The organism is Roseibium sp. (assembly GCF_050301095.1).
Lineage (GTDB): Bacteria > Pseudomonadota > Alphaproteobacteria > Rhizobiales > Stappiaceae > Roseibium.
This window is the reverse complement of record NZ_JBNKYW010000040.1, coordinates 1-25,246: the sequence shown is the minus strand read 5'-3', so window position 1 is coordinate 25,246 and position 25,246 is coordinate 1. Positions and strand designations below refer to the sequence as shown.

Genomic DNA, 25,246 nt, shown 5'->3' with positions numbered 1-25,246 from the left:
CAGATCTATTGACCACGGCAGAACTTGGCAGGACTGTGGGAACATAACAACAATAAGGAGACTTTATATGTCCAACATCAGTGGCAACACCCTGCAGCCGGTCCGCAGGACCCGTCTGGCTCCAACCCATCCGCTCGAGGTTTTTACCGATGCAGGAAAGGCCGTGGAGCGACTGATCGAGATTTTTGAGGCAAATACGGCCTTCCTGCGCATGCATTTTCAGGATCTTCTTGAGGGCAGGAAAATCGATGGGCGGGTGCGCGCGTTTTATCCGCAGGTTCGTATCGTCACGGACAGCCATATCCGCCTCGACAGCCGTCTGTCCTATGGTTTTGTTTCTAAGCCGGGAACGCATTGCTCGACTATCACCCGTCCGGACCTTTTCAGGAATTACCTTGAAGCCCAGTTGTCGCTCCTGATGAAGAATCACGATGTGCCGATCCTGGTTGGCGACAGCGACATGCCGATCCCACTGCATTTTGCTTTCTATGACGGGACCCACGTGGAAGGCGGGGCGGCTGCCGCGGAACTCGACCGGCCGCTTGCTGATATCTTCGACCTGCCGGACCTGACCGTGATGGACGATTCCATTGCCAATGGAACCTATGAGCCGGTCGATGGCGTGATGCCACTGGCGTCCTTCACCGCACCCAGGATCGACTATTCCCTGCACAGGCTTCAGCACTACACGGCCACGCGGGCCGAGCATTTCCAGAATTATGTGCTTTTCACCAACTACCAGTTCTATATCGACGAATTTTGCCGCATGTCGATGGATCTGCTGGCGGATCCGGACAGCGGTTACGAATCTTTCGTGGCGCCCGGCAATCTCGTCACGATGGCGGGCGACAAGGCCCCCTGCAGCGGCGAGGAACCACCCAAGCTTCCCCAGATGCCGGCCTATCATCTGACGCGGGCGGACGGCAGCGGCATTACGATGGTCAATATCGGCGTGGGACCTTCCAACGCGAAGACGATTACCGACCACATTGCCGTTCTGCGCCCGCATGTCTGGATCATGCTCGGCCACTGCGCGGGCCTGCGCAACAGCCAGACGCTGGGAGATTACGTGCTGGCCCACGGTTATGTGCGCGACGACAATGTGCTCAATCAGGATTTGCCGGTTTGGGTGCCGATCCCGCCGCTCGCCGAAGTGCAGGTTGCGCTGGAAGACGCGGTTGCAGAGATCACCGGCTTTGACGGTTATGACCTGAAACGGGTGATGCGTACCGGAACCGTAGTCTCGCTCGACAACCGGAACTGGGAACTGTGGGACCAGCCGGAACTGGTCAAGCGGTTCTCACAATCCCGGGCCATTGCGCTCGACATGGAATCGGCGACGATCGCGGCCAACGGCTTCCGGTTCCGCGTACCATACGGAACCCTTTTGTGCATTTCCGACAAGCCGTTGCACGGCGAGTTGAAACTGCCGGGCATGGCGACCGATTTCTACAAGCGCCAGGTGGCCCAACATCTTCAGATCGGGATCAGGGCGATGGAGAAGATGCGCGACATGACGGCCGAACGCCTGCATTCCCGCAAACTCAGAAGCTTCGCGGAAACCGCGTTCCAGTAAGACGAACAAAAAAAGCGCGGCCGATGGGCCGCGCTTCAAACCAGTTATTTCAAACAGCCCAGAGGCTCGGCTCGTGCTTCGCCTGGCCGGGACGGCGTAGGGAAGAAGGCAAACTATTCCGCCTCGTCCGCAGGCGCTGCATTCAGCATACCGTAGCGCTCGACGCCGATCTTTTCCAGAAGCTCCAGCTGGGTTTCGAGGAAGTCGATATGGCCCTCCTCGTCGGCCAGCAGTTCTTCGAAGAGTTTCATGGAAACATAGTCGCCCTCGTCGTGGCAGATGTCGCGGGACTTGGAATAAGAGGCGCGCGCGTCATATTCGCCCGCCAGGTCGGACTCCAGAACTTCCTTGATGTTCTGTCCGATCCGCAGCGGGGACACCTTCTGCATGTTCGGATGGCCTTCGAGGAAGATGATGCGGTCCGTCAGCTTGTCGGCATGATGCATTTCCTCGATGGATTCCTCACGTTCCTTCTTGGCCAGCCGCGTGAAGCCCCAGTCGCTGAGAAGGCGATAGTGGAGCCAGTACTGATTGATTGCGCCCAGCTCCAGAAAGAGGGCTTCGTTCAGACGCTCGATGACCTTTTCGCTTCCCTTCATGTCAGGGCCTCCTGAAAACTTGTGAACTTTAGAATAATTCCAATATAGGCGTGTCAGCCGCCTGGGCAAGCGGCATTTGTCCAGTTCGATTCATGACACCGGCCCAATATACAGTAAAGGCGCAGCCCGATGGGCCGCGCCGTTCATTGAGTTTGTGCTCCCTGGGGCACATTGCGCCAGAGCGCGTCACGACCCGGGCAGGATGACCGTGTCGATCACATGGATCACGCCATTCGAGGCTTCAATGTCCGCAGCAACGACCTGGGCTTCATCCACCTTGACGCCGTCAGTTGCATCGACAGAAATTTCGCTGCCCTGTACGGAGGCTACCTTGGCTTTCTTGCCGGCAATGTCGGAAGACATCACTTTTCCGGGCAATACGTGGTAAGTCAGCACGGCAACCAGCTGGTCCTTGTTTTCAGGCTTCAAAAGGTTCTCCACCGTACCTTCAGGAAGTTTGGCAAAGGCTTCATCGGTCGGGGCAAAAACCGTGAACGGACCATCGCCCTTGAGCGTGTCCACGAGGCCGGCAGCTTGCACGGCAGCTACCAGCGTGCCGAAGGTTCCGGCACCGACCGCCGTATCGACAATGTCCTTCTCACTGGCTTTGGCCGCAGAGAGCGGCAGGACGAGAAGCAGGGCGAACATCAGTTTCTGCAAAAGTTTCATCTGGTCACTCCAATTGCTTGCACAGGCAAAAGGGGGACGTGTTCGGAAAATCATCTTTCCCGAGTGTTTCTAAATCTTTGAGTGTCTGCCTGTGTCGGTGTTTCTACGCGGCGGGCAGGGGGCCGGATCAAAAATAAATTTTGCAATATCAGTCCGGAAAAACTGATCCGGCCGCAAGGTTCATGCGTTTAATTCGGTTTTTCCGCACATTGGCGCCACGACACCAATTAGCGAAAACGAGGGCCATGGCTCCAGCAGGTGAGCGAATAGCGTGTTCCTTTGGTAACCGGCGCCACCCGGTGCAGCATGAAGCTGGCAAAGAGCGTTGCGCTGCCCTGATCCTTCGAGGCGGTCAGCACCGTGTGGCCCAGACTGATTTCCAGTTCACCGCCGTCGTAGGAAACGGCAGGTGAAAGCTGCGTGACAATCGTGGCCTTGCGGAATTGTGCGATCGGGCCTTCGCCGATGTCGGAATGCCAGTCGTAATGACCTTCCTCGCTCTCGTCATAGACGGCGACCTGGAGTTTTTCCCTGAATTCGGTGATGTCAAAATCGAAGGCTTCGCGGTTGGCCCTGGCGACAGCTCCGATGATCCGCTCCAGCACCCAGCCGGCGGTGTCTTCCTCGTCCAGCCAGCTGACTTTCGCCCGGCGGATTTCATTTTGCTTTTTCCCGCCGACAAGTCCTCCGGAATCCTGGGTTTTTCCGCGACTCAGGCGGATAATTTCATTGCAGTCCAGTTTTGAGAAGAGGGCGTCATATGAATAGGTGAACATCAAGGTTCGCTTTCGAAGTTGACTGCGATCATCAACATCCAAACGCAGCAAACCGCAACTGAATTCTTTTGCCGAACAAGAACTTTTCCGATGCCTATTCCAGCGCCACCGCCAGGGCCTTGCGCATCACCGTCGGCAGGGCTTCGCCTTCAAGTGTCTCGGGAACTGACCACCAGCTGTTTTCCGGTGCCGGAACGCCGTCCGCTTCCAGGTCCGCTCGAAAAACGGAAATGCGCAAATGAAAGTGGGTGAAGGTGTGTTTCACCTCGATGGGGCGTGACTTCCAGTCAGCTGCGAAAGGGGCGCTGTCGAGGGCCTTGTCGCTCGAAAATCCTTCCGACCATTCCGATCCCGGTACTTCGGTCATCCCGCCGAGAAGACCTTTTGGCGGCCGGCGGCGCAAGAGGACAGCACCGGTCTTTTTGTCGACGGCGACGAATGCGGCACCAAATCTGGTTGGCTTTTCCTTCTTCGGAGCCTTCCGGGGCAATGTCTCCGCCAGCGGGTCGGCTGCCACCCGGCATTCGGTCTGCCAGGGACAGAGTGCGCAGGCCGGCCGTTTGGGTGTGCAGATCGTCGCACCGAGGTCCATTACTCCTTGAGCGAAATCGCCGGGCCGGTCCGCTGGGGTCAGCTCCGCCATCAGCGTCTTGATCTCCGCCTTCGCGTCGGGCAAAGGCGTTTCAATGCGCGCCAGCCGGGAGAGCACCCGCTCCACATTGCCGTCGACCACGGCGGCATGCCGGCCAAAGGCGATCGTGGCAATGGCGGCGGCTGTATAAGGGCCGATGCCGGGCAGTTTTACGAGCTCGCTCTCCGCATCGGGAAAATGTCCGTCATGGTCCCGGGCAACGGTTTCGGCGCATTTTTTCAGGTTACGCGCACGCGAATAATATCCGAGCCCCGCCCAGGCCTTCATGACGTCTTCTTCAGGGGCTGCCGCGAGGTCTTCGATGGTTGGCCAGGTGCGGGTAAACTTCTCGAAGTATTCCCTGACTGCCGCGACGGTGGTCTGTTGGAGCATTACTTCCGACAGCCAGATACGGTAGGGATCGGGCACTTCGCCGAGTTTGGCGTCTTCGGGAGCCACCCGCCAGGGCAGGCGTCTGGCATGCCGGTCGTACCAGGCAAGAAGCAATCGGGTATGAGAAGCAGTCGGCATGAGATCAGATCAGCAAAAGAGGTTGTAATTGCGCGTGCGGCATTGGAAAGCCTGTTGACAACTTGGGTAACGGTGAGCGGTCACTGGCTTTTGGAAAGTATTCGTCGTCATTTTGTCGTATTTTATAGGGACACAACATACCGATCCATGTGACGCTCTCCGCAGGGCGGTTCCATGCGGTGGTTCGCGGGATGGATGAGGAGGTAGGTTATCAGCGCGCCAAAGGCAAATCCTGCGCACAGGCAGAAGGACGCGAAACCGCTTGCCGATCTTGTCGGCAAGGCGATGACGCCTGCCTGCCGGAAACGCGGGTTTGCCTCCGTCGACATCGTTGCCTCCTGGGCCGATATCGTCGGTGAGCGCTATGGCCACCGGGTGCAGCCCGAACGTCTGATCTGGCCGCGTCGCCCCGAAGCCGCGGACCCTGAGAGCCCGCCGCAACCCGCCACTCTGGTGGTTCACACGGACGGTGCGACCGCGATGATGCTGTCGCATGACAGCGGTCAGGTCATCGAGCGTATCAATACGTTCTACGGCTGGTGCGCGGTCGGGCGCATCAAGATCCTGCAGAAACCCGTTCAGGCGAAACCCTCGCCGCGCCGCAGGGAACTGAGACCGCTGACGCCTCGGGAAGAAGAAAAACTCGAGGAAAGCCTGGAAGGCGTCGAGAACGACCGCCTGCGCCAGGCCCTGAAGAAGCTCGGTGCGCAGGTGATTGCCCGCAATGGCGGCAAGGCCGCGTGACCTGTCCGGGCGAGGCGGCAGGCTTCCCGGGATTTGCTACGGTAACAACCTTGTGAAACCGGGCCGTTCGGCGTTCTCGTTCCCGCCACATTTTACAAGCTTTGTTGACGTTCCGTGCGTGAAGGGGCACATGAGGGAATTGAATTCGCCCGGCGCGCGCCGCGCATCCATTGCAATAGGAAAATCTTCGTGACTAAGACCCGTAGACAGTTTCTGAAAACCACTGCTCTGGCGACCGCAGCTTTCGGTCTTGCCGCTTCCGTCCCCGCTTTTGCCGAGTCGGTCGATCTGGAAGATCTTCTGAAGCCGGGCCCGCTGGGCGACAAGGTGCTGGGCGAAGAGAACGCACCGGTGACGATTGTTGAATATGCGTCGATGACCTGCGGCCACTGCGCCAACTTTCACAAGAACACCTATCCGGAACTGAAGTCGAAATACATCGACACCGGCAAGGTACGGTTCATCTTCCGCGAGTTCCCGCTGGATCCGGTCGCGGCCGCAGGCTTCATGCTGGCGCGTTGCTCCGCTGAGAACCAGTATTTCGACATTGTGGATACAATGTTTGAAAACCAGCGGACCTGGGCCTTTACCGACAAGCCCTATCAATCCCTGCTCGACTTTTCAAAGCAGATCGGATTTACACAGAAGTCGTTCGAGGAATGCTTGACAAACCAGGGATTGCTGGACGCAGTTAATGCGGTCAAGGATCGCGGCGCGAATACCTTTGGAGTGAACTCCACGCCGACATTCTTCATCAATGGCGAAAAGCATGCGGGGGCGCTTTCGATTGAAGAGATGGGCAAGCTCATCGAGGAAAACCTCTAGGCCGGGGCCGTTGCCGCCGGCCCTCGGGGCCTGCTTTGATCAGAAGCCAATATTCACGGCGCCTGTCTTCCGGTGGTCTGCTTGCCCGGGGGGCTGGCGCCGATGAAGTTTTCAAAGCTCCGCATCGTCGGCTTCAAATCCTTCGTCGAACCGATGGAGTTCATCATCGGCAACGGCCTGACCGGCGTGGTCGGGCCGAATGGTTGCGGCAAGTCCAACCTTGTCGAGGCCCTGCGCTGGGTGATGGGCGAAAACTCCTACAAGAACATGCGCGCGTCCGGCATGGACGACGTGATCTTTTCCGGCAGCCTCAACCGGCCGGCGCGAAACACCGCCGAAGTAACCCTGTTTCTCGACAATCTCGACCGGACGGCTCCGACGGCTTTCAACGATGCCGACATGCTGGAAGTCAGCCGCCGTATCGAGCGCGAACAGGGCTCCAATTACAAGATCAATGCCAAGGATGTGCGCGCCCGAGACGTGCAGCTGCTGTTTGCGGACGCCTCCACCGGAGCGCGCTCGCCCGCCATGGTGCGTCAGGGCCAGATCGGCGAGCTGATCGCGGCCAAGCCGACCTCCCGCCGCCAGATCCTGGAAGAGGCAGCCGGTATTTCCGGCCTGCATTCGCGCCGGCACGAGGCCGAAATCCGCCTTAGGGCTGCCGAACAGAACCTGGAACGTCTGGAAGACGTGCTTGTCCAGATCGACAGCCAGCTCGACAATCTCAAGCGTCAGTCCCGCCAGGCCTCGCGCTACCGCAACCTTTCCTCCGAGATCCGGGGGGCGGAAGCCTCGATCCTCTATATCCGCTGGACCGAATCCCGCGATGCGCTGGCAGCCGCCGAAGCTCATTTCGCCGAGGCGCAGAAGCAGGTGAACGAGGCGACGGCGCTTCAGGCGGAAAGCGCGCGCATTCAGGCGATTGCCGCCCACAAGCTTCCGGAACTGCGCGACGAAGCCGCAGGTGCAGGGGTGGCTCTGCAGCGGCTGGTGATTGCCCGCAACGAACTGGACGCGGAAGAGCGCCGTATCAAGGAGCGGTTGCAGGACCTGGAGCGCCGCCTGGTGCAGCTCGCCGAGGATATCCGCCGCGAACAATCCATGGTCTCGGAAAACGACGAGGTTCTGGAGCGGCTCTCCGAAGAGCGCGCTGAACTTCTGGAAGAAAACGAGATGGTGCAGGAACGCACCGAAAGCGCGCATGAGAAGGTGGCGGAAGCCGAGGAGGCTGTCCGCACGCTGGAAGCGCAGCTTTCCGAGCTGACTGCGGCGGAAGCCCGGGCAAGCGCGGAACGCCGCCAGCTTGAACGGGCCGTTGCCGACAGCCGTCAGCGCGCCGACCGGTTGGTTGCGCAGGCCCAGGATGCCCAGCAGGCGCTGGCGCAGCTCGACGCGCAGATGGCCGAACAGGACGGCGTTGCGGAGAACCGGGAAGCGCTCGAGCTGGCGCAGGAGGAACTCGCCGAGGCTGAAGCTGCTGCCGAGGAGGCTGAAGGCGCGACGCGGGAAGCCCGGGAACTGGAACAGGCTGCGCGCGGGCCCTTGAGCGACGCCCGGCAGATGCTGCAGGGCCTCGAAACGGAAGCGCGCACGCTGGAGCAGGTGCTCAACGTTCATTCCGAACAGGAGCATACGCCCGTCGTCGAAGAGCTTCAGGTAGAGCAGGGTTATGAAACCGCGCTTGGCGCGGCGCTCGGAGAGGATCTGGATGCCCCGCTCGACGAGGCGGCGGCGGTCCGGTGGGGCGGCGTGCTGCCGGGCGAGGGGGATCCGGCGCTGCCCACCGGGGTAAGGCCGCTCACGGATGTGGTCCGGGCGCCAGCGGAGCTTTCCCGCCGCCTGCGCCAGATCGGCATTGTCGATCAGGCCGCTGGCGAAGCGATGCGCGGAGAACTGAAGACGGGGCAGTGTCTGGTTTCCAAAGAGGGCGACCTCTGGCGCTGGGACGGTTTCGTGATTGCCGCCAATGCCCCGACGCCGGCCGCCCAGAGGCTCGCCCAGAAAAACCGGCTGGCTGAGCTGGCAGATGAAATCGATACGGCTCGCAGAACCTTGACGGATCGGGAGCAGGCGCTTGAGAAAGCCGCCACGCAGGTACGTCAGGCCGTGGAACTGGAACAGATTGCCCGCGGCAAGGTGCGCGATGGTCAGCGGCGGGCGGCCGCCGCTCGTGAGGCGCTGGCGGCCGCGGAGCGCGCAGTGTCGCAACTTGCTGCCAGAAAGGAAGCCGCCCTGGACCGGGCGGAACGGCTTGGCGAAGAGGCCGAAATGGCGCGCGAGCAGGTAATCGAGGCCGAAGAACGGCTGGAGGCCGCACCCGACAGCTCCAGTTACCGGGACCGGATCGAGGCCCTGCAAGTCAAGGTCGGCACGGCCCGCGGCGCGCTCGCCGAGGCACGAGCCGTTGCCGAAGGCCTGACCCGGGAGCAGCAGATGCGCGACCGGCGTCTGGAAGCGATCGCCCGGGAGTACGACAGCTGGAAAACGCGGGCCGCGAATGCCGCGCAGCAGATCGCGGTCCTGACCGAACGCCGGGAAGAGGCGGAAGAAGAACGGGCAGAGCTGATCGAGGCGCCTGAAGACATCGAAATCAAGCGCCGCGAGCTTTTTTCGGCCATCGCCAGGGCGGAAGAGGAAAAGAAGGCGAAGGACGATCGGCTTCAGCAGGCCGAACTGGACCTTGCCGATGTCGATCGGGCGGCCAAGGCGTCCTTGGAGGCCATGACCGGTGCGCGCGAGCAGAAGATTCGCGCCGAAGAGCGGCTGGAGGCCGCGCGCGAGCGCAAGAGCAACCTGGAACGCCGGATCGACGAGGATCTGGAAGTATCCGTTGCCGCCCTGCCGGACATCGCTGGACTGAAGGAAGGCGCGCCGCTGCCGGATCCGGAAGCGATGGAGCGCAAGCTGGAGCGCTTGAAGGCGGAGCGTGAACGTCTCGGCGGGGTCAACCTGAGGGCCGAGGAAGAACTCAGGGAAATCGACGAGCAGAAAACCACACTGACGTCGGAGCGGGACGACCTGATCGAGGCCATCCGCCGCCTTCGTACCGGCATTTCCAATCTGAACCGGGAAGCGCGGGAACGGCTGCTGGCCTCCTTCGAAGTGGTCAACGGTCACTTCCAGAGGCTGTTCACGCATCTTTTCGGCGGCGGCACGGCGGAACTGCAGCTGGTCGATTCCGACGATCCGCTCGATGCGGGCCTGGAAATCATCGCCCGCCCGCCGGGCAAAAAGCCGCAGACGATGACGCTGCTGTCCGGCGGCGAGCAGGCGCTGACGGCCATGTCCCTGATTTTTGCGGTGTTCCTGACGAATCCGGCACCGATCTGCGTACTCGACGAGGTGGACGCACCGCTCGACGATGCCAATGTCGAGCGCTATTGCGATCTTCTGGACGAAATGGCCAAGAGCACGGAAACGCGGTTCGTGGTCATCACCCACAATCCGATCACCATGGCACGGATGAACCGGCTTTTCGGCGTAACCATGGCCGAACGCGGCGTTTCCCAGCTCGTTTCGGTGGATTTGGAGACGGCGGAACGATTCCGGGAGACGGGTTGAGCAGGCACCCGGACCGGCCGCGCCGTCCGATGCTTATGCAACTTAGGTCTCGATAAATCTGGAAAGTTCAAAAAAGTTGTTATTTTTCAAATAGATATATATTGCTCAACGCTCCTTGACACGACATGAGGCGCCGAATATGGTGCGCGCGGCTTACGGGGCTCTCCTGTTGATGGATCTGACATGTCGGCGTGTTGAGGACTGATGAACATGTCTTCGCAAGACGACGGTAACAAGGATCGCAAGGACGATGTTCCGGAAGCGGGTCTGTCGGAGCGGCGGGCTCAATTGAACCGGAAGCTTGAAGACTTGGCGGTTGCGGAAACCAAGGCCGCGCGAAAGTCGCAAAGCAACTCGTCCGGATACGCGCAGGCAATGAAACTTTCTTCGGAATTCATTGCAGGTGTTCTGGTGGGGGCCGGGATCGGTTGGGTTGCCGACCAGTGGCTGGGGACATCTCCTTTGGGGCTGATCGTCTTTCTGTTGCTGGGTTTTGCAGCCGGTGTCCTGAACGTTCTGCGCTCGGCAGGTGTTGTCGAGCAGCCGGATCCCAGGGCCCAGGGCGGCAAAGACGTTCAAAAAGACCGTACTGATTAGAATTTTGGCGCGCCTTCGGGCGCATTGATATGAACGAGCGAAGAAGGCTGGCCGGTGGCGAACGATCCGATCCATCAGTTTCAAATTCAAAAGCTATTCCCGATCGAAGTCGGGGGCATGGATTTCTCTTTCACCAACTCTTCGTTGTTCATGGTTTTGACCGTGGCGGCGACGTCTGCATTCCTGATATTCTCGACGAGCGGCCGGGGCCTTGTTCCCTCCCGCCTGCAGTCGATGTCGGAAATGGCGTATGAGTTCGTCGCGGGAACGCTACGAAGTGCGGCGGGAACGGACGGAATGCGGTTCTTCCCGCTCGTGTTCTCGCTCTTCATGTTCGTGCTGGTCGCGAACCTCTTCGGGATGTTCCCGTACTTCTTCACCATCACCAGCCACATCATCGTGACCTTCGCGCTTGCGATGCTGGTGATTCTCACCGTGATCATCTACGGTTTCATGCGCAATGGCATGAAATTCCTCAAGCTTTTCGTGCCGAGCGGCGTCCCGGGGGCTCTAATCCCGCTGGTTACGCTGATCGAGGTGATCTCGTTCCTTTCGCGTCCGATCAGCCTGTCCGTTCGTCTTTTCGCGAACATGCTCGCCGGTCACATCACGCTGAAAGTCTTTTCCGGTTTTGTCGTCAGCCTCAGCGCAATGGGCGCGGTCGGCATCTTCGGTTCAATTCTTCCCCTGGGGATGACGGTCGCCCTGACGGCGCTCGAGTTCCTGGTGGCGTTCCTGCAGGCCTACGTCTTCACCGTTCTGACCTGCATGTACCTGAACGACGCCATTCATCCTTCACACTAAGGGTATCCCAATCACACGGCGCTCGCGCCGCGCGTGAGAAATCTGCAAACACCATCTAGGAGCACGTGTCATGGAAGCAGAAGCAGCAAAATACATCGGTGCCGGTATCGCATGCCTCGGCATGGGCGGCGCAGGCATCGGCCTCGGCAACATCTTCGGTAACTACCTCGCAGGCGCTCTGCGCAACCCGTCCGCAGCCGACGGCCAGTTCGGCCGCCTGATCTTCGGCTTCGCCGTGACGGAAGCTCTGGGCATCTTCTCCCTGCTGGTCGCTCTGATCCTCCTGTTCGCTTAATCGCTCACACGCAGCGACTTTTGATGCGACTCCGGTGGCGGCGCACTAGCGCCGCCTAGCCGGATTTAGGAGACTGGAAATGGCAGGCGAAACACATTCGACCACAGAAGGCACGCACGAGGCCATCGAGGTGCCGGCGTCCGAACATGGTGCAAGCTTTCCGCCGTTCGATAGCACCACATTTGCTTCCCAGCTCTTGTGGCTCGCCATTACTTTCGGTGTGTTCTACTGGATCATGAAGAACGTGGCTGTGCCGCGGATCGCAGGGATCCTGGAAGACCGCAAGGACCGCATCGCCGGTGATCTGTCCGAGGCTAACCGCCTGAAGGACGAAACCGACGCTGCCATTGCGGCCTACGAGCAGGCTTTGGCCGAAGCCCGGAACAAGGCGCATGGCATCGCACATGACACGCGTGCCAAGCTGAAGGCCGAACACGAAGCTCGCCGCGAAAAGGCGGAAAAAGAGCTTGGTGAGAAGCTGAAGGCCGCTGAAGCGCAGATCGCCGGTATCAAGACCGAAGCCCTGTCGCAGATTGGTGACATCGCCGGAGAAACCACGTCAGCGCTCGTCGAGCAGCTGATGGGCAAGGCTCCGACGAAGACCGATCTGACCAAGGCACTGAAAACGGCAATGGACTAGGGAGACCATCATGGACGCAACATTTTGGGCCCTGGTCGGTCTCATCCTGTTTTTTGCTCTGATCATCTACATCAAGGTTCCGGGCAAGATCGGGGCTTCGCTGGACGATCGCGCCGAAACCATCCGCAAGGACCTGGAAGACGCACGCAAGATGCGTGAAGAAGCCCAGGCTTTGCTGTCGGAATATCAGCGCAAGCGCCACGAAGCCGAAGGTGAGGCGGAAGCCATCATCGCCGAAGCAACCACCGAAGCCGAGCGCCTGACGGTTGAAACCAACCAGGCTCTGGAAGAGATGATCGCACGCCGGACCAAGGCAGCGGAAGACAAGATCGCCCAGGCGGAAGCCCAGGCGGTTGCCGAAGTCCGCGCCAAGGCGGCCGACATCGCCGTCGCCGCGGCTGAGCACATCCTGACCGCCAAGGTCAAGGACAAGGTCGCCGACGACATCCTCACCAAGAGCATTGGCCAGGTGAAGGACCGGCTGAACTAAGGTTCGGCAAGCTTCGCGAACGAATTGAAAAGCGGCCTTTCGGGGCCGCTTTTTTGTTGGAACGCTCGTTTTCAATCCACCTGTCGGGAATGACGTAACTGAGGAACGGCTGCGTGCCCAACCTGTATTCCGTTTTAAGTCGTTATTTCCCGGCTGCCAGCCGAACCGGCTTGAAGCTCATGCGGTGATGCGGCGAGGGACCGAGTTCCGCAAGTGCTGCCTGATGCTGGGGAACGCCGTAGCCCTTGTGCTGCGCGAAGCCGTAGCCGGGGCATTGGCCCTCGAGGCGCAACATCATCCGGTCCCGTGTCACCTTGGCGACAATGGAGGCGGCGGCTATGCACAGGCAACGGCCGTCACCCTTGACGAGGGCCTGGCCGGTCTGCGTCAGACCGGGCGGCACATCACGGCCGTCGATCAGCACGTATTCAGGAACGAGAGGCAGAAGGTTGACTGCCCGGAGCATCGCAGACAGGTTGGCCGTGCGGATGTTCAGCCGGTCGATGGTCGCCGGCGAGGCGCTGGCAACGGCCACATGGGCGCTGGTGACGATCTGCTTGAAGAGCTCTTCGCGCTTTGCTTCGGTAAGTTTCTTGGAATCGTTCAGACCGTCCGGAATGCGGTCATAATCGAGAATGACCGCTGCGGTCACGACCGGGCCAGCCCATGGGCCGCGGCCGGCCTCGTCTACGCCGCAAAGACGGTTGTTGAAGGCAGCCGCGTGCTTGCGCTCGAGCGCCAGATCCGGACTGTCGCCGAAGGGAAGGTCAAAGAGGGATGGTGTAAACGCCATGGGACAAATCTGCCGTCCGCCTTCTTGCTCGGCAAGCTGATCCTTTAAAACAGCGACAGTTGCACACCGCCTTTTTGCGGCTGGACGAAGTGCTCCGTCGTCAGTTTCTTCCGGCGCAGGTTGAGACCGAAGCGTTTGGCGGCCAGGGCAAACCTCTTGGCGATCTGGTCGGCATAGGGACCGCGCCCGCGCATGCGTTCGCCCCACTTTGCGTCGTAATCCTTGCCGCCGCGCATCGACCGGATGAGGCTCATGACATGGCGGTAGCGGTCCGGCCTCTGGCGCAGGAGCCAGTCGCGGAAGAGTTCGGAGACCTCCAGCGGCAGGCGCAAAAGAATGAAGGCTGCTTCCGCCGCACCGTGTTCGGCGGCCACCTCCAGAAGCGCCTCGATCTCGCTGTCGGTCAGCGCAGGAATGATCGGGGCCATCATGACCGAGGTTGGAATGCCGGCCTCGCTGAGGGCCCTGATCGCACCGAGGCGCTTGTGCGGGGCGGAGGCACGCGGTTCCATCGCCCGGCACAGTTTCTTGTCGAGGGTTGTTACCGAAAGGGCGACCTTTACCAGGTTGCGCTCGGCCATGCGCGAGAGGATGTCGATGTCCCTTGTCACCAAAGCGGACTTCGTGACGATCGCGACCGGGTGGCCGCAATTCTCCAGAACCTCCAGAATGTCCCGCATCAGCTTGTAGCCGCGCTCCATCGGCTGGTAGGGATCGGTGTTGGTGCCGATGGCGATCACGCGCGGCGTGTAACCTGGTTTTGAAAGTTCCCGTTCCAGAAGCGCAGCAGCATTCGGCTTGGCAAAGAGCCTGGTTTCGAAATCCAGGCCGGGAGACAGCCCCATGAAGGCGTGGCTGGGCCTTGCGAAGCAATAGATGCAACCGTGTTCGCAGCCCCGATAAGGGTTGATGGAGCGGTCGAAAGAAAGGTCCGGCGATTCGTTGCGCGTGATGATCGTGCGCGCCTTTTCTTCCTGGATCTCGGTCTTCAGCGGCGGCAGGTCTTCCAGGCTGTCCCAGCCGTCGTCAAAGCTCTCACGGGCAAGTGGTTCGAAGCGGCCGCTTGCGTTCAACGCCGCCCCACGACCGCGGCGCCGGTCCTCGGCAACCGACCGTCCGTCGGAGGCCGGCGTTGCGGGGCTGGCAGGGGGGCAGGGTATCTCATGGGGCAGGCTGAGGGGCACGTCGAGGATCCGAGTCGTGATGTGAACATAACAGGAACATTATCACGTTGAAGACCCTTTGCAAGGTACCTTCACGCTGTGGAAGCCTCTGAAAAATACGCTGCTTTGGACACTGGCGCCGTCAGGAATCTCCGGGGACGTGGGACCCTGGCCGTCTGCCGAGGTACTTGACGATGATGGCGTCCAGCGTGCCGTCGGCCTTCATCTCACGGATGGTTTCGTCGTAGCGCGCGGCCAGGCCTTCGATGTCCGGATAGGATGAAGCCTTGGCAAAGACGTTGTAATAGGGCTTCGTTATCAGCGGTTTGGGCAGGTAGGACAACTGGTCGAGACGTCCAGCCTTTTTCTCCTCGTATAGAGTGCTGATCGTATTCATCGGCACGGCATCCAGCCGCCTTGCGAGCAGCATGCCGATCTGCAGGTTGTTCCGGGTGACGGTCTGAAAGGAAAGCCCGGAGTTCAGAAAGGCGGGGGTGTAGGCGAAGTCCTGGGTGATGCCGATCTGCAGGCCTTTCAGATCGTCGAAGCTTTTGAAGCTGATCTTGTCTTCGTCCTCTGAGCGGATGAAAAAGTTCCAGCTGATGTCAATGTAGCTTTCCTGGGGATAGATCAGATAATCGAGCCGGTCAGGTTTTTTGGAAAAGAGAAGCAGCATGTCCGCTCCGCCTGAGCGGGCCTCCTGCTGGATCCGCGTTCCCGATTCGACAAACTCAACCCTGTACGACAGGCGGAGACGGCGCATGACCTCGTCGACGATTTCGATGTCGATGCCCTTGTAGATGCCCGCTTCCAGGAACTTGTAGGGCTCTTCAGGCGTAGCAAGCACGATCAGGTCCCTGGCGTTTGCAACCTGTGCCAGCGCCAGGATCCCAAGAAACCAGCCGAAGGCAACGGTCAGAAGCCGGGGCACCTGTTTCAACTTGCTGCGTGTGGCGGGGCTATCGGTTTCAAGGGCCATTGATGTTTCCGTTGAAAGTTCGTCGCGAAGAAAGACGTCCTTCGAGAGCGTGTTCAAGATTACAGGAAACGGCCGGCAAAGGGCAGAGGGTTTCTCCGCAGTCACGGGGCAGAAGACAGACTGCAGAACGGTTAACTGCATGTCCTCAACAGTTCCCGGATCGGGGTGGGACAGTCCAACTCCAGCATTGGTTGCCGATTTCCTGGCTGTTTCCGGAACAGGACTGGCAAGTTCTCTTCCCGGTTGAGTGTTTCTCTCGCACTTGCGGGTTTTTTCCTGTAAAACCGGAGCCCATGATCAGCGTCATTATTCCGTCGAAGAACTCCGAAACCGAACTTGTGCACGCCCTGTCGGCTTTGGTTCCTGCGGCAGCGGAGGGGGTGGTCCGCGAAGTCGTTGTGGTGGACGGCGGGTCCACGGACAATACGGCGCAGGTGGCAGATGCCGCCGGATGCGTGTGGGCAACGCTCAAGGCGTCACGCAGCGAGCGTATGGCATACGGCGCCTCGCTGGCAACGCGGGGAGAATGGCTGCTGTTTTTGCGGCCCGAAACGCTTCTTGAAAGTGGATGGCACCATGAGGCCCAGGCCTTCATCGAACGCGCCGCAAGGGCGCCGAACGGTTGTCGCACGGCAGCAAGTTTCCGGCTGCGTTATGAAGCCTTCGGACTGGGAGCCCGGATCGGAGAAACCGTCGCGGCCCTGCGTTCGCGGCTGCTCGGGATGCCGTACGGCAATCAGGGGCTACTGATTTCCCGGCAGTTCTATGGAAAACTCGGTGGGCACAAGCCCTTGCCGGAACTGGAAGATCTCGATATCGCCAAGCGCATCGGACGCGGGCGGCTGGTTTTTCTTCGGGCGGCTGCCGTGACCCCCGGACAGGTGGACGCCGATGGTTTTGTCGCCGGTCTTCGCCAGACCCTGGCCCGCTTCTGCGTCGGCGCCCTGCGCCTGCCGGCAAGCCTTGCCGTCAGGCTGCATGGCTGAATGCGGAAACCCGGTCCTGTCAGGAGAGCGTTTTCACCATGCGAACGCTCGGAAACATCACGCTTCCGGGCAGTTCAACTTTGAAAGATCCGATGGTTTCAAAGCCGAATGATGCATAGAAAGCCGCGCCGTTGAGCGTCGAATAACAGTTAAGCGCGGTAAGACCTGCCCCGGCTGCCTCCTGCAGACATGTCTTCATCAGCAACCGTCCGGCGCCCTGCCGGGCAAACTCCGGATCCGTGCCAAAATGGCGGATGTTGCCGGTGTTTACGCTTTCGGTTCGTCCTGTCGGGGACTGCCGCGTCCAGCCACCGGCTCCAATGATGCGCCCTGCTGCAGTTTCGACGAGGTAATAGGTCCCGGAACTCAGCAGCTCAGGCCGGGCAACGGAGATAAACGGCAGGGCTTTTGCCAGAAGATCCGCGTCATAAGCCTCCCGCAGCAGGACCGAATAGCTTCGTTGCAGAAGCCCGGAAACTTTCGATGCGTCCTGCGGTGTCGCGACGCGGAGGGAGAACCGCATGACCTCAGGCTTCCCGGAGCTTGCCGCGTTTTAAGTGCTCATCGAGCCGCGGCATGATCTCCACGAAGTTGCACGGCATGTGCCGGTAATCCAGTTGCCATTTCAGGATGCCGTCCCAGGCATCCTTGCAGGCGCCGGGGGAGCCGGGCAGGACGAAGATGTAGGTGGCACCGGCCACACCGCCCGTTGCCCGCGACTGGATCGTCGATGTGCCGATCTTGTCGTAGGAAATGCGGTGGAAGACTTCCGAGAAGCCGTCCATGCGCTTTTCGAACAGCGGCTCCATCGCCTCCGGTGTCACGTCGCGGCCGGTGAAACCCGTGCCACCGGTCGAAATGATCACGTCGATGCCACCGTCTGAGATCCAGTCCTTGACCACTGCCTGGATGGCGGGAACGTCATCCGTGACGATCTTGCGGTCCGCAAGCCGGTGACCGGCTTTCTCTATACGGTCAACGAGGGTGTTACCGGACCGGTCTTCTTCCAGGGTTCTGGTGTCTGAGACCGTCAGAACGGCAATGCTCAGTGGAATGAAGGGGCGGCTTTCATCGAGGCGGGACATGGAATTCTCCTTTGTTCCCAAGACATAGGCGATTGCCGCTGTTCATTCCAGATGCGTTCGAAAATGTCGCAGGATGGGGTCTTTAGAAATAATATTACAAAAAATAACAAGATTTCGACACTTGTAAAACATTTAGGTCAGTATTATTGACTTAATTATCGGACCCAATTGCAAAGAGCCAATCATGACCACCTGGGACAGTCTTTATGCCAACCGCGCAGCCCGCATGCGCGCGTCGGAGATCCGCGAGCTGCTGAAACTGCTGGACAAGCCGGAAGTGATCTCCTTCGCTGGTGGTATTCCGGACGCAGCGCTGTTTCCGGCGGAAGCCTTCCGCGAGGCCTATACGGACATCCTGTCGGGGGAAGAGGCTGGAAAAGCTCTCCAATACGGTGTCAGCGAAGGCAGTTTGCGGCTTCGGCGCTGGATCGTTTCGCACATGCAGGAAATGGGCGTCGATTGTGGTCCGGAGCATATTCTGATCACCTCCGGCTCCCAGCAGGGGCTCGACTATATCGGCAAGCTGTTTCTGTCGGCAGGCGATACCGCGCTCGTCCAGTGGCCGACCTACCTCGGCGCGCTGCAGGCCTTCAACGCCTATGAGCCCGGTTTCGACCGGCTCGACCCCGGCACAAACCTCTCCGCCGCCGACTATCAGGCACGTGCCCGGGAGAAAGGCGGCAGGGTCAAGTTCGCCTATCTGTCGCCGGACTTTGCCAATCCGACCGGGCTGACGCTGGACGTGGAAGAACGCATGCGTTTGCTGACGCTTGCCGAAGAGCTGTCCTGCGCGGTGATCGAGGACGCGCCTTATGAAAGCCTGCGTTATGACGGAGAGGCCGTGCCACCGCTGCTGGCCCTCGATTGCGAGCGGTCCGGAGGGATCGACAAGGCGCGTACGCTTTACTGCGGCAGCTTCTCCAAGTCATTGTCGCCCGGTCTCCGGCTTGGCTGGATCTGCGCATCGCCGGAAGTGATTTCCCGGCTGGTGCTGATCAAGCAGGCGAGCGACCTGAACACCCCGGTGCTCAACCAGGAGGCCATGGCGCGTGTGGCCGAAGCTCGGTTCAAGACACATACCGCCATGACGAATGCCGTCTACAAGGCCCGCCGGGACGCCATGCTTGCGGCGCTGGAAAAATACATGCCGGCCGGTACCCGGTGGACGAGGCCGGAAGGCGGCATGTTCATCTGGGTGGAGCTGCCGGAGCAGGTCGATGCCGCGGCCCTGCTGCAGACATCGGTGGAAACGGCGGGCGTTGCCTTTGTTCCGGGCGGAGCGTTTCACCCGGACGGAGGCGGCACGAACACGTTGCGCCTCAGCTTTTCCTGCGCCGACTATGAAAAAATTGAAAAAGGTATTTCAAGGCTAGGCGGGTTGATTACCGAAACTGTCACGTCCACGTTGTAACAGTTTTGAAAAGGACACTGGACAGCAGGCAGGGACCGGATGGCGCTCAGCGATCAGGTGGACAATTACTGCGAGCGGATCGGGCCGGACTTCTGGTCCGAGCCGCTCAATGCCGTGTCCAATGCTGCCTTCCTGATCGCCGCGTTCGCGGCCTTCGTTCTATGGCGGCGGAATACCCCGGACGATCTTCCGGCGTTCGCCCTCATCGCGATCGTGGTTGCCACGGGGATCGGCTCGTTCCTGTTCCACACATTTGCCACACGATGGGCGAGCCTGGCGGACGTCATACCGATCGCCCTGTTCATTCACGGCTATCTCTTTTTCGCGCTGAAACGCTATCTGGAATTGCCCTGGTGGGGGGCGCTCGGCATTGTGGTCGTCTTCTTTGCGGCCTCGCCCTTTGCCGCTCGGGCCCTGGCTCCCCTGACGGGATCCTCCTCAGGATATGTACCGGCCCTGATGGCGCTCTATACCGTCGGCACGCTGTTCGTCCGGCGGAACAGGCCGCTGGGAAGCCTTGTCCTGCTGACGGGCCTGCTTTTTACCGTGTCAATCGGAATGCGGATGCTGGACGAGCCGATATGCGCTCAACTGGCCACCGGTACGCATTTCCTGTGGCATATTCTGAACGGCATCGTTCTATACCTACTATTACGGGTTCTCATTCTTCAGCGTGCCGGTTAGAGCCTTACGCTCCAAGGCACGAAGATCAGACGGAATATCGCGAAGAGCCGAACGGGGCACAGGTCCCGGCTCTTCCCGGATCAACAACATGACCCTACGGAAGAGGGCAGGGAGACAAGGACAGTCATGAGCGATAACAACAATACCGAAAGCGATCTGACGGAAGCCGCCCTTTTCTATCACGAGCACCCGCGGCCGGGTAAACTGGAGATCCAGGCGACCAAGCCGCTCGGCAACCAGCGCGACCTTGCGCTGGCCTATTCCCCGGGTGTTGCCGCGCCCTGCCTGGAAATCGCCGAGGATCCCGCGAAGGCCGCCAGCTACACCTCACGCGGCAACCTTGTCGCGGTTATCTCCAACGGCACGGCCGTCCTCGGTCTGGGCAACATCGGCCCACTGGCCTCCAAGCCGGTGATGGAGGGCAAGGCGGTGCTTTTCAAGAAATTCGCCGGCATAGACGTTTTCGACATAGAAGTGGCGGAAACCAATGTCGACAAGTTCGTCGACGCCGTGTCCGTTCTGGAGCCGACTTTCGGCGGTATCAACCTCGAGGACATCAAGGCGCCGGAATGCTTCATGATCGAAAACCGGCTCCGGGAACGGATGAAGATCCCGGTTTTTCATGACGACCAGCATGGCACGGCGATCATTGTCGGTGCCGCGGTCCGCAACGGGCTTGATCTGGCGGGCAAGAAGATCGGCGACGCGAAGATCGTCGCCTCCGGCGCGGGAGCTGCCGCGCTTGCCTGTCTGAACATGCTGGTGTCGCTCGGGGCCAGGCTGGAAAATATCTGGGTCACGGATATCGAAGGCGTCGTCTATGAAGGCCGCGAGGCGCTCATGGACGAGTGGAAAGCGAAGTTCGCCCAGAAGACCGACAAGCGAACCCTGGACGAGGTGATCGAGGGCGCGGACGTGTTCCTGGGGCTTTCCGCAGCCGGAGTACTGAAGCCGCAAATGGTGGAGAAGATGGGCAAGGGGCCGCTGATTCTCGCCCTTGCCAACCCGAACCCGGAAATCATGCCGGAAGAAGCCCTGGCGGTCCGGGAAGACGTCGTGATGTGCACCGGGCGCTCGGACTATCCCAACCAGGTCAACAACGTCCTGTGTTTCCCCTTCATCTTCCGCGGAGCACTCGATGTCGGGGCAACCACGATCAACGAGGAAATGAAACGGGCCGCCGTTGAAGCCATTGCGGGCCTTGCCCGCGAGGAACCTTCCGATGTTGCCGCGCGGGCCTATGGCGGCAAGACGGAAACCTTCGGGCCGAACTACCTGATCCCGTCACCTTTCGACCAGCGCCTGATCCTGCGGATTGCCCCGGCGGTTGCCAGGGCAGCCATGGCATCCGGCGTTGCGACGCGGCCGATCGAGGACTTTGATGCCTACCTGGACCGGCTGAACCGTTTTGTCTTCCGGTCCGGTCTGATCATGAAACCGATCATCCAGAACGCCAGCAAGGATCCGAAACGGATTATCTATGCGGAAGGCGAGGACGAGCGGGTTCTGCGTGCCGCGCAGGTTCTCCTGGAGGACCGGATCGCCCAGCCGATCCTGGTTGGCCGTCCGGAGGTGATCGAGGCCCGCTGTGAACGTTTCGGCCTGAAGATCCGCCCCGATGTCGATTTCCAGTGCGTCAACCCGCAGGACGACCCGCGTTACCGTGACTATGTCGACGAATATTTCGAATGCGTCGGCCGCAAGGGCATGCCGCCGAATGCGGCACGGACCGTTGTCAGAACCAATACCACGGTGATTTCCGCCCTCGCGGTCAGGCGTGGCGACGCGGATGCAGTGATCTGCGGTCTCGAAGGTCGTTTCAGCAAACATCTGCGCGACATCAAGCAGGTGATCGGGATTTGCGAAGGCGCGCGGGACCTGTCCGCCATGTCGCTGCTGATCAACTCCCGAGGCGCCGTGTTCCTGTCTGACACGTTCGTCACCGAAGACCCGACGGCGGAAGAAATCTGCGAAATGGCTGATCTGGCAGCAGAGGAAATCCGCCGTTTCGGCATCGAGCCGAAAATCGCACTGTTGTCGCTTTCGAACTTCGGCTCCCGCGACACGGCATCCTCCCGCAAGATGCGGGAGGCGACCGAACTGATCTGGAAGCGGCATCCGGAGCTGGAGGTCGACGGGGAAATGCACGGCGACAGCGCTCTGAGCATTGCCCTGCGCGAGCGCGTCATGCCGGACAGCAAGCTGACGGGGGAGGCCAATCTGCTGATCTTCCCGAACCTGGATGCCGCCAACATCGCCCACAACCTTCTGAAGGTGGCGACCCAGGCGCTGCATGTCGGGCCGATCCTTCTGGGAGCAGCGAAGCCCGCGCATATCCTGACCCCGTCCGTGACCTCGCGCGGCGTTGTCAACATGTCGGCACTGGCCAGCGTCGAAGCGCAGACACGTTCGTCCCGCTAAGTCTCAAGTGGGGCAAATCGCCCCTTCAAACAATGGACGCGGACCGGTAGAACCGGTCCGCGTTTGTTATTCAGCTGCCGAATTCCGGGAAACCATCCGATGAGCGAAGTGAAACAGCCTGCCGACTGCGTTCGCAAGGCCGACATCCGCACGGCCATCGATGCCCTTGATGAGGAACTGCTGCAGATCTTTGCGCGCCGTCAGCTTTATGTACGGCGCATGGCCGAGATCAAGCAGCATCCGGATGAGGCGTTCGACCACGAACGGATCGAAACCATGGTTTCCGCCATCAGGCTCCGGGCGGAAGAACTGGGGCTGGAGGGTGACCAGGCCGAACAGGTCTGGCGCACCCTGATCGACTGGAATGTCGCTTTTGAAAAACGGACCATCGCGGCTCGACTCGAAGTCCAGGACTGAGGTCTGGACAACAAGCAGCTTTTCTATGCTGTCAACGCTCCTACTTTATAGTTGGATTTGGTCCAATCGCGTGAGGGAACCGTTGATGCATTTCCGGAAAAAAGCCACCTTTGCCGCCATTGCCGCGTCCTTTCTGACTGCCGTTCCAGTGGTGTTTTTCCTGCCCGCAGAGGCACAATCGTCCTCTCGGCTGGAAACAGTCGCGGAAAATCTCACCCATCCGTGGAGCGTCGCTTTTCTCCCCGAGGGCGGTTATCTGGTCACCGAGCGGGACGGCCTGCTGAAATTCGTTTCCGAAGACGGCAGCCAGGTCGTTGTGCCGGGCACGCCGGAAGTCTTCGCACAAGGACAGGGTGGTTTGCTCGACATCGCGCTCAGTCCCGGCTTCGATATCGACAAAACGGTTTATCTGACCTTTTCCGAAGGTGGCCCGGAAGGGGCGGGCACGTCGCTGTTCAGGGCAAAACTCGTTCCGGACGGGGCCGGCTACCGGCTCGACAACGGTGAGACAGTTTTTTCAGGCAACAACCGGGATTACGGCGGCCGGCATTTCGGGTCGCGTCTGGCCTTTGCACCGGACGGAACACTGTTCATGACGGTGGGCGAGCGGGGTGACCGGGACCGCGCGCAGGATCCGTCGCGCCACAACGGATCGGTTTTGCGCCTGACCGTGGACGGCAAACCCGCGCCCGGCAATCCCTTTCTCGGGCGGGAAGGTTTCAGGCCCGAAATCTGGTCCATCGGCCACCGCAATCCGCAAGCGGCCGCCATCAGTCCGGCGACCGGCAAACTCTGGACCGTCGAACACGGGGCCCGGGGCGGGGACGAGATCAATATTCCTGAAGCCGGAAAGAATTACGGCTGGCCGGTCATCTCCTATGGGCGTCATTACTCCGGAGGCAAGATCGGGGAGGGGACTTCAAAGCCCGGCATGGAACAGCCTGTTCACTACTGGGATCCGTCGATCGCCCCTTCCGGAATGGCCTTTGTAACCAGCCCGAAATATCCGGACTGGCAGGGCGACCTTCTTGTCGGCGCGCTTGCCGGACGGCACCTGGCTAAGCTGGACCTTGAGGGAGACAGGGTCGTTTCGGAGGAGAAGCTGCTACAGGACCTGGGAGAACGGATCCGGGATGTCCGCCAAGGGGGCGACGGTTATGTCTATCTACTGACCGACAGTGACGAGGGCAGACTGCTCCGGCTGTTGCCATAACGCCCGGCAAACGCACCGGGCGGAGCTGCCATGCGGTCACGGCGCTTGACTTTTCAGGCCACTCCGCCGATATAGCGCACTGCAATCTCTGCCGCGTGAGCAGACAGCGCGCCCGGTCCGGTTATGACACCAGACAAGATTTTGGGCGGACGCTTAGCGGTTGCAGAGAAAAGGGCCTAATGACGGGTCCAACCAGTTCCCATTTCACGCGAGGGTCTGGCGGCATTGAGAACGGCTTCCAGAAACGGGCCGGCTGCCGCAATCCAACATAGAGCCGCAAGTATGAATGCTTGCGGTCATACAGGCGTGTTTTGTGACGCTTGAACCAAGGAATTTAATTTGACTGACTTTCAAAGCCTGGGTCTCTCCGACGGTCTGCTGACTGCCGTGGCCGAAAACGGCTATGACGTTCCCACCCCGATCCAGAAAATGGCCATTCCGCTCATCCTGGAAGGCCGGGATCTCATGGGACTGGCGCAGACGGGAACCGGCAAGACGGCAGCCTTCGGCCTGCCTCTGATCGAACGCCTTCTGGCCGAAAACGGGAAGCCGCTGCCGAAGGGAACGCGGGCGCTCATCCTGGCGCCCACCCGCGAACTGGTGAATCAGATCGCCAAGAGCCTGGTCTCCTTCCTGAGGAAGACGCCGCTTCGGGTCACCTCCGTCGTCGGCGGCGTGTCGATCAACGGCCAGATCAAGCGCCTTTCCAGGGGGACCGATATTCTGGTCGCCACGCCGGGTCGGCTGCTGGATCTTGTCGACAGGAACGCCGTGGATCTGAAAACCGCTTCCTACCTGGTTCTCGACGAGGCCGACCAGATGCTGGATCTCGGTTTCATCCATGCCCTGCGCCGCATTTCCGGACTGGTGGCCAAGGAGCGGCAGACGCTGCTCTTTTCCGCGACGATGCCGAAACAGATCAACGAACTGGCACAGTCCTATCTAACCAATCCGGAACGTGTCGAAGTTGCGCCGGCCGGCAAGACTGCGGACAAGATTACCCAGTCGGTTCATTTCATGGACCAGAAAGCCAAGAGCGACTTCCTTGTCGAGCAGCTTCAGGAAAAGCCGGACGGCATGTCGCTTGTCTTCTGCCGCACCAAACATGGTGCGGAAAGGCTGATGCGCAAGCTGTCACAAAGCGGACTGGCGGCCGGGTCCATTCACGGCAACAAGAGCCAGGGGCAGCGCGAGCGCGCCATTCGCGACCTGAAGGAAGGCCGGATCAATGTCCTGGTGGCGACGGATGTCGCCGCCCGCGGGATCGACATTCCGGGCGTCAGCCATGTGTATAACTTCGACCTGCCGGAAGTGCCCGAGAACTACGTTCACCGGATCGGGCGTACCGCCCGCGCC

The 25,246-nt window shown here is 60.3% G+C and carries 25 protein-coding genes; 16 read left to right on the top strand and 9 right to left on the bottom strand.

Translation table 11 applies throughout. The annotated features are described in order from the left end of the window. The first annotated feature begins 67 nt into the window (after positions 1-67). Complete coding sequence (locus ACQY7U_RS02820; protein ID WP_428641733.1) at positions 68-1,576, top strand: AMP nucleosidase; 1,509 nt, start codon at positions 68-70, stop codon at positions 1,574-1,576. Between the two features lie 113 nt (positions 1,577-1,689). Here ACQY7U_RS02820 and bfr read toward each other — a convergent pair whose 3' ends face one another. The 4 genes from bfr to mutY all read right to left on the bottom strand — a co-directional run bounded on the left by bfr (position 1,690) and on the right by mutY (position 4,782). Continuing rightward, complete coding sequence (gene bfr, locus ACQY7U_RS02815) at positions 1,690-2,175, bottom strand: bacterioferritin (RefSeq protein WP_428641731.1); 486 nt, start codon at positions 2,173-2,175, stop codon at positions 1,690-1,692. A gap of 186 nt (positions 2,176-2,361) precedes the next feature. Next, complete coding sequence (locus ACQY7U_RS02810; protein ID WP_428641729.1) at positions 2,362-2,844, bottom strand: fasciclin domain-containing protein; 483 nt, start codon at positions 2,842-2,844, stop codon at positions 2,362-2,364. A 227-nt stretch (positions 2,845-3,071) separates the two neighbouring features. Continuing rightward, positions 3,072-3,620: a 2OG-Fe(II) oxygenase gene (locus ACQY7U_RS02805; protein ID WP_428641728.1), complete on the bottom strand. Its 549-nt coding sequence runs from the start codon at positions 3,618-3,620 to the stop codon at positions 3,072-3,074. A gap of 94 nt (positions 3,621-3,714) precedes the next feature. Then, positions 3,715-4,782, bottom strand: coding sequence for an A/G-specific adenine glycosylase (mutY, locus tag ACQY7U_RS02800; protein WP_428641726.1), 1,068 nt, complete (start codon positions 4,780-4,782; stop codon positions 3,715-3,717). 210 nt (positions 4,783-4,992) lie between these two features. Between mutY and ACQY7U_RS02795 the strand changes: the two genes are divergently transcribed. The 8 genes from ACQY7U_RS02795 to ACQY7U_RS02760 all read left to right on the top strand — a co-directional run bounded on the left by ACQY7U_RS02795 (position 4,993) and on the right by ACQY7U_RS02760 (position 12,738). Then, positions 4,993-5,526 (top strand): DUF721 domain-containing protein, encoded by a 534-nt coding sequence (locus ACQY7U_RS02795; protein WP_428641862.1) that lies wholly within the window; start codon positions 4,993-4,995, stop codon positions 5,524-5,526. 189 nt (positions 5,527-5,715) lie between these two features. Next, positions 5,716-6,351, top strand: coding sequence for a thioredoxin domain-containing protein (locus ACQY7U_RS02790; RefSeq protein ID WP_428641724.1), 636 nt, complete (start codon positions 5,716-5,718; stop codon positions 6,349-6,351). Between the two features lie 102 nt (positions 6,352-6,453). Next, positions 6,454-9,912 carry a chromosome segregation SMC family protein gene (locus ACQY7U_RS02785; RefSeq protein WP_428641722.1) on the top strand — a complete coding sequence of 1,153 codons (3,459 nt, stop codon included), beginning with the start codon at positions 6,454-6,456 and terminating at the stop codon, positions 9,910-9,912. Positions 9,913-10,122: 210 nt separating this feature from the next. Next, a complete protein-coding gene (locus tag ACQY7U_RS02780; protein WP_428641720.1) occupies positions 10,123-10,509 on the top strand; it encodes an AtpZ/AtpI family protein in 387 nt (128 codons plus the stop codon). A gap of 54 nt (positions 10,510-10,563) precedes the next feature. Then, on the top strand, positions 10,564-11,313 hold the full coding sequence (locus ACQY7U_RS02775; RefSeq protein WP_428641718.1) for a F0F1 ATP synthase subunit A: 750 nt from the start codon (positions 10,564-10,566) through the stop codon (positions 11,311-11,313). A gap of 70 nt (positions 11,314-11,383) precedes the next feature. Next, the gene (locus ACQY7U_RS02770; RefSeq protein WP_006935776.1) at positions 11,384-11,608 is read left to right on the top strand and encodes a F0F1 ATP synthase subunit C; all 225 of its coding nucleotides are present in this window, start codon (positions 11,384-11,386) and stop codon (positions 11,606-11,608) included. A 79-nt stretch (positions 11,609-11,687) separates the two neighbouring features. Further along, a complete protein-coding gene (locus ACQY7U_RS02765; RefSeq protein WP_428641716.1) occupies positions 11,688-12,248 on the top strand; it encodes a F0F1 ATP synthase subunit B in 561 nt (186 codons plus the stop codon). A gap of 10 nt (positions 12,249-12,258) precedes the next feature. Continuing rightward, positions 12,259-12,738 carry an ATP F0F1 synthase subunit B gene (locus ACQY7U_RS02760; protein ID WP_428641714.1) on the top strand — a complete coding sequence of 160 codons (480 nt, stop codon included), beginning with the start codon at positions 12,259-12,261 and terminating at the stop codon, positions 12,736-12,738. 142 nt (positions 12,739-12,880) lie between these two features. Here the strand turns inward: ACQY7U_RS02760 and ACQY7U_RS02755 are convergent, their stop codons facing one another. The 3 genes from ACQY7U_RS02755 to ACQY7U_RS02745 all read right to left on the bottom strand — a co-directional run bounded on the left by ACQY7U_RS02755 (position 12,881) and on the right by ACQY7U_RS02745 (position 15,673). Continuing rightward, positions 12,881-13,531 (bottom strand): ribonuclease HII, encoded by a 651-nt coding sequence (locus ACQY7U_RS02755; protein WP_428641712.1) that lies wholly within the window; start codon positions 13,529-13,531, stop codon positions 12,881-12,883. A 44-nt stretch (positions 13,532-13,575) separates the two neighbouring features. Next, entirely contained in the window at positions 13,576-14,691 is a 1,116-nt protein-coding gene (locus ACQY7U_RS02750) for a PA0069 family radical SAM protein (RefSeq protein WP_428641861.1), read from the bottom strand. A gap of 145 nt (positions 14,692-14,836) precedes the next feature. Beyond that, entirely contained in the window at positions 14,837-15,673 is an 837-nt protein-coding gene (locus tag ACQY7U_RS02745) for a substrate-binding periplasmic protein (protein WP_428641710.1), read from the bottom strand. Between the two features lie 293 nt (positions 15,674-15,966). On the opposite strand from ACQY7U_RS02745, the gene ACQY7U_RS02740 reads away from it, so the two are divergent. After that, positions 15,967-16,659 carry a glycosyltransferase gene (locus tag ACQY7U_RS02740; protein ID WP_428641709.1) on the top strand — a complete coding sequence of 231 codons (693 nt, stop codon included), beginning with the start codon at positions 15,967-15,969 and terminating at the stop codon, positions 16,657-16,659. Positions 16,660-16,678: 19 nt separating this feature from the next. Here the strand turns inward: ACQY7U_RS02740 and ACQY7U_RS02735 are convergent, their stop codons facing one another. Further along, positions 16,679-17,182 (bottom strand): GNAT family N-acetyltransferase, encoded by a 504-nt coding sequence (locus tag ACQY7U_RS02735; protein WP_428641707.1) that lies wholly within the window; start codon positions 17,180-17,182, stop codon positions 16,679-16,681. Between the two features lie 4 nt (positions 17,183-17,186). Continuing rightward, positions 17,187-17,744 carry a molybdenum cofactor biosynthesis protein B gene (gene moaB / locus ACQY7U_RS02730; protein WP_428641706.1) on the bottom strand — a complete coding sequence of 186 codons (558 nt, stop codon included), beginning with the start codon at positions 17,742-17,744 and terminating at the stop codon, positions 17,187-17,189. A gap of 184 nt (positions 17,745-17,928) precedes the next feature. Here moaB and ACQY7U_RS02725 point away from each other — a divergent pair, with 184 nt between their 5' ends. From ACQY7U_RS02725 to ACQY7U_RS02700, 6 genes are all read left to right on the top strand, one after another. Next, positions 17,929-19,155 carry a PLP-dependent aminotransferase family protein gene (locus tag ACQY7U_RS02725; RefSeq protein ID WP_428641705.1) on the top strand — a complete coding sequence of 409 codons (1,227 nt, stop codon included), beginning with the start codon at positions 17,929-17,931 and terminating at the stop codon, positions 19,153-19,155. 39 nt (positions 19,156-19,194) lie between these two features. Then, entirely contained in the window at positions 19,195-19,839 is a 645-nt protein-coding gene (locus ACQY7U_RS02720; RefSeq protein WP_428641703.1) for a ceramidase domain-containing protein, read from the top strand. 126 nt (positions 19,840-19,965) lie between these two features. Then, the gene (locus ACQY7U_RS02715; RefSeq protein ID WP_428641701.1) at positions 19,966-22,260 is read left to right on the top strand and encodes an NADP-dependent malic enzyme; all 2,295 of its coding nucleotides are present in this window, start codon (positions 19,966-19,968) and stop codon (positions 22,258-22,260) included. A 99-nt stretch (positions 22,261-22,359) separates the two neighbouring features. After that, positions 22,360-22,677 carry a chorismate mutase gene (locus tag ACQY7U_RS02710; protein ID WP_428641700.1) on the top strand — a complete coding sequence of 106 codons (318 nt, stop codon included), beginning with the start codon at positions 22,360-22,362 and terminating at the stop codon, positions 22,675-22,677. A gap of 85 nt (positions 22,678-22,762) precedes the next feature. Next, positions 22,763-23,890, top strand: a complete 1,128-nt coding sequence (locus tag ACQY7U_RS02705) for a PQQ-dependent sugar dehydrogenase (RefSeq protein WP_428641698.1) — start codon at positions 22,763-22,765, stop codon at positions 23,888-23,890. 339 nt (positions 23,891-24,229) lie between these two features. Beyond that, on the top strand, positions 24,230-25,246 hold a 1,017-nt coding region (locus ACQY7U_RS02700), incomplete at its 3' end, for a DEAD/DEAH box helicase (protein WP_428641696.1).

Excerpts from the sequence above, each read along its gene's own strand:
- ACQY7U_RS02820 (WP_428641733.1), top strand. The coding sequence starts at position 68 with ATGTCCAACATCAGTGGCAACACCCTGCAGCCGGTCCGCAGGACCCGT.
- bfr (WP_428641731.1), bottom strand. The coding sequence starts at position 2,175 with ATGAAGGGAAGCGAAAAGGTCATCGAGCGTCTGAACGAAGCCCTCTTT.
- ACQY7U_RS02810 (WP_428641729.1), bottom strand. The coding sequence starts at position 2,844 with ATGAAACTTTTGCAGAAACTGATGTTCGCCCTGCTTCTCGTCCTGCCG.
- ACQY7U_RS02805 (WP_428641728.1), bottom strand. The coding sequence starts at position 3,620 with ATGTTCACCTATTCATATGACGCCCTCTTCTCAAAACTGGACTGCAAT.
- mutY (WP_428641726.1), bottom strand. The coding sequence starts at position 4,782 with ATGCCGACTGCTTCTCATACCCGATTGCTTCTTGCCTGGTACGACCGG.
- ACQY7U_RS02785 (WP_428641722.1), top strand. The coding sequence starts at position 6,454 with ATGAAGTTTTCAAAGCTCCGCATCGTCGGCTTCAAATCCTTCGTCGAA.
- ACQY7U_RS02780 (WP_428641720.1), top strand. The coding sequence starts at position 10,123 with ATGTCTTCGCAAGACGACGGTAACAAGGATCGCAAGGACGATGTTCCG.
- ACQY7U_RS02770 (WP_006935776.1), top strand. The coding sequence starts at position 11,384 with ATGGAAGCAGAAGCAGCAAAATACATCGGTGCCGGTATCGCATGCCTC.
- ACQY7U_RS02765 (WP_428641716.1), top strand. The coding sequence starts at position 11,688 with ATGGCAGGCGAAACACATTCGACCACAGAAGGCACGCACGAGGCCATC.
- ACQY7U_RS02760 (WP_428641714.1), top strand. The coding sequence starts at position 12,259 with ATGGACGCAACATTTTGGGCCCTGGTCGGTCTCATCCTGTTTTTTGCT.
- ACQY7U_RS02755 (WP_428641712.1), bottom strand. The coding sequence starts at position 13,531 with ATGGCGTTTACACCATCCCTCTTTGACCTTCCCTTCGGCGACAGTCCG.
- ACQY7U_RS02745 (WP_428641710.1), bottom strand. The coding sequence starts at position 15,673 with ATGGCCCTTGAAACCGATAGCCCCGCCACACGCAGCAAGTTGAAACAG.
- ACQY7U_RS02740 (WP_428641709.1), top strand. The coding sequence starts at position 15,967 with ATGATCAGCGTCATTATTCCGTCGAAGAACTCCGAAACCGAACTTGTG.
- ACQY7U_RS02735 (WP_428641707.1), bottom strand. The coding sequence starts at position 17,182 with ATGCGGTTCTCCCTCCGCGTCGCGACACCGCAGGACGCATCGAAAGTT.
- moaB (WP_428641706.1), bottom strand. The coding sequence starts at position 17,744 with ATGTCCCGCCTCGATGAAAGCCGCCCCTTCATTCCACTGAGCATTGCC.
- ACQY7U_RS02725 (WP_428641705.1), top strand. The coding sequence starts at position 17,929 with ATGACCACCTGGGACAGTCTTTATGCCAACCGCGCAGCCCGCATGCGC.
- ACQY7U_RS02720 (WP_428641703.1), top strand. The coding sequence starts at position 19,195 with ATGGCGCTCAGCGATCAGGTGGACAATTACTGCGAGCGGATCGGGCCG.
- ACQY7U_RS02715 (WP_428641701.1), top strand. The coding sequence starts at position 19,966 with ATGAGCGATAACAACAATACCGAAAGCGATCTGACGGAAGCCGCCCTT.
- ACQY7U_RS02710 (WP_428641700.1), top strand. The coding sequence starts at position 22,360 with ATGAGCGAAGTGAAACAGCCTGCCGACTGCGTTCGCAAGGCCGACATC.
- ACQY7U_RS02705 (WP_428641698.1), top strand. The coding sequence starts at position 22,763 with ATGCATTTCCGGAAAAAAGCCACCTTTGCCGCCATTGCCGCGTCCTTT.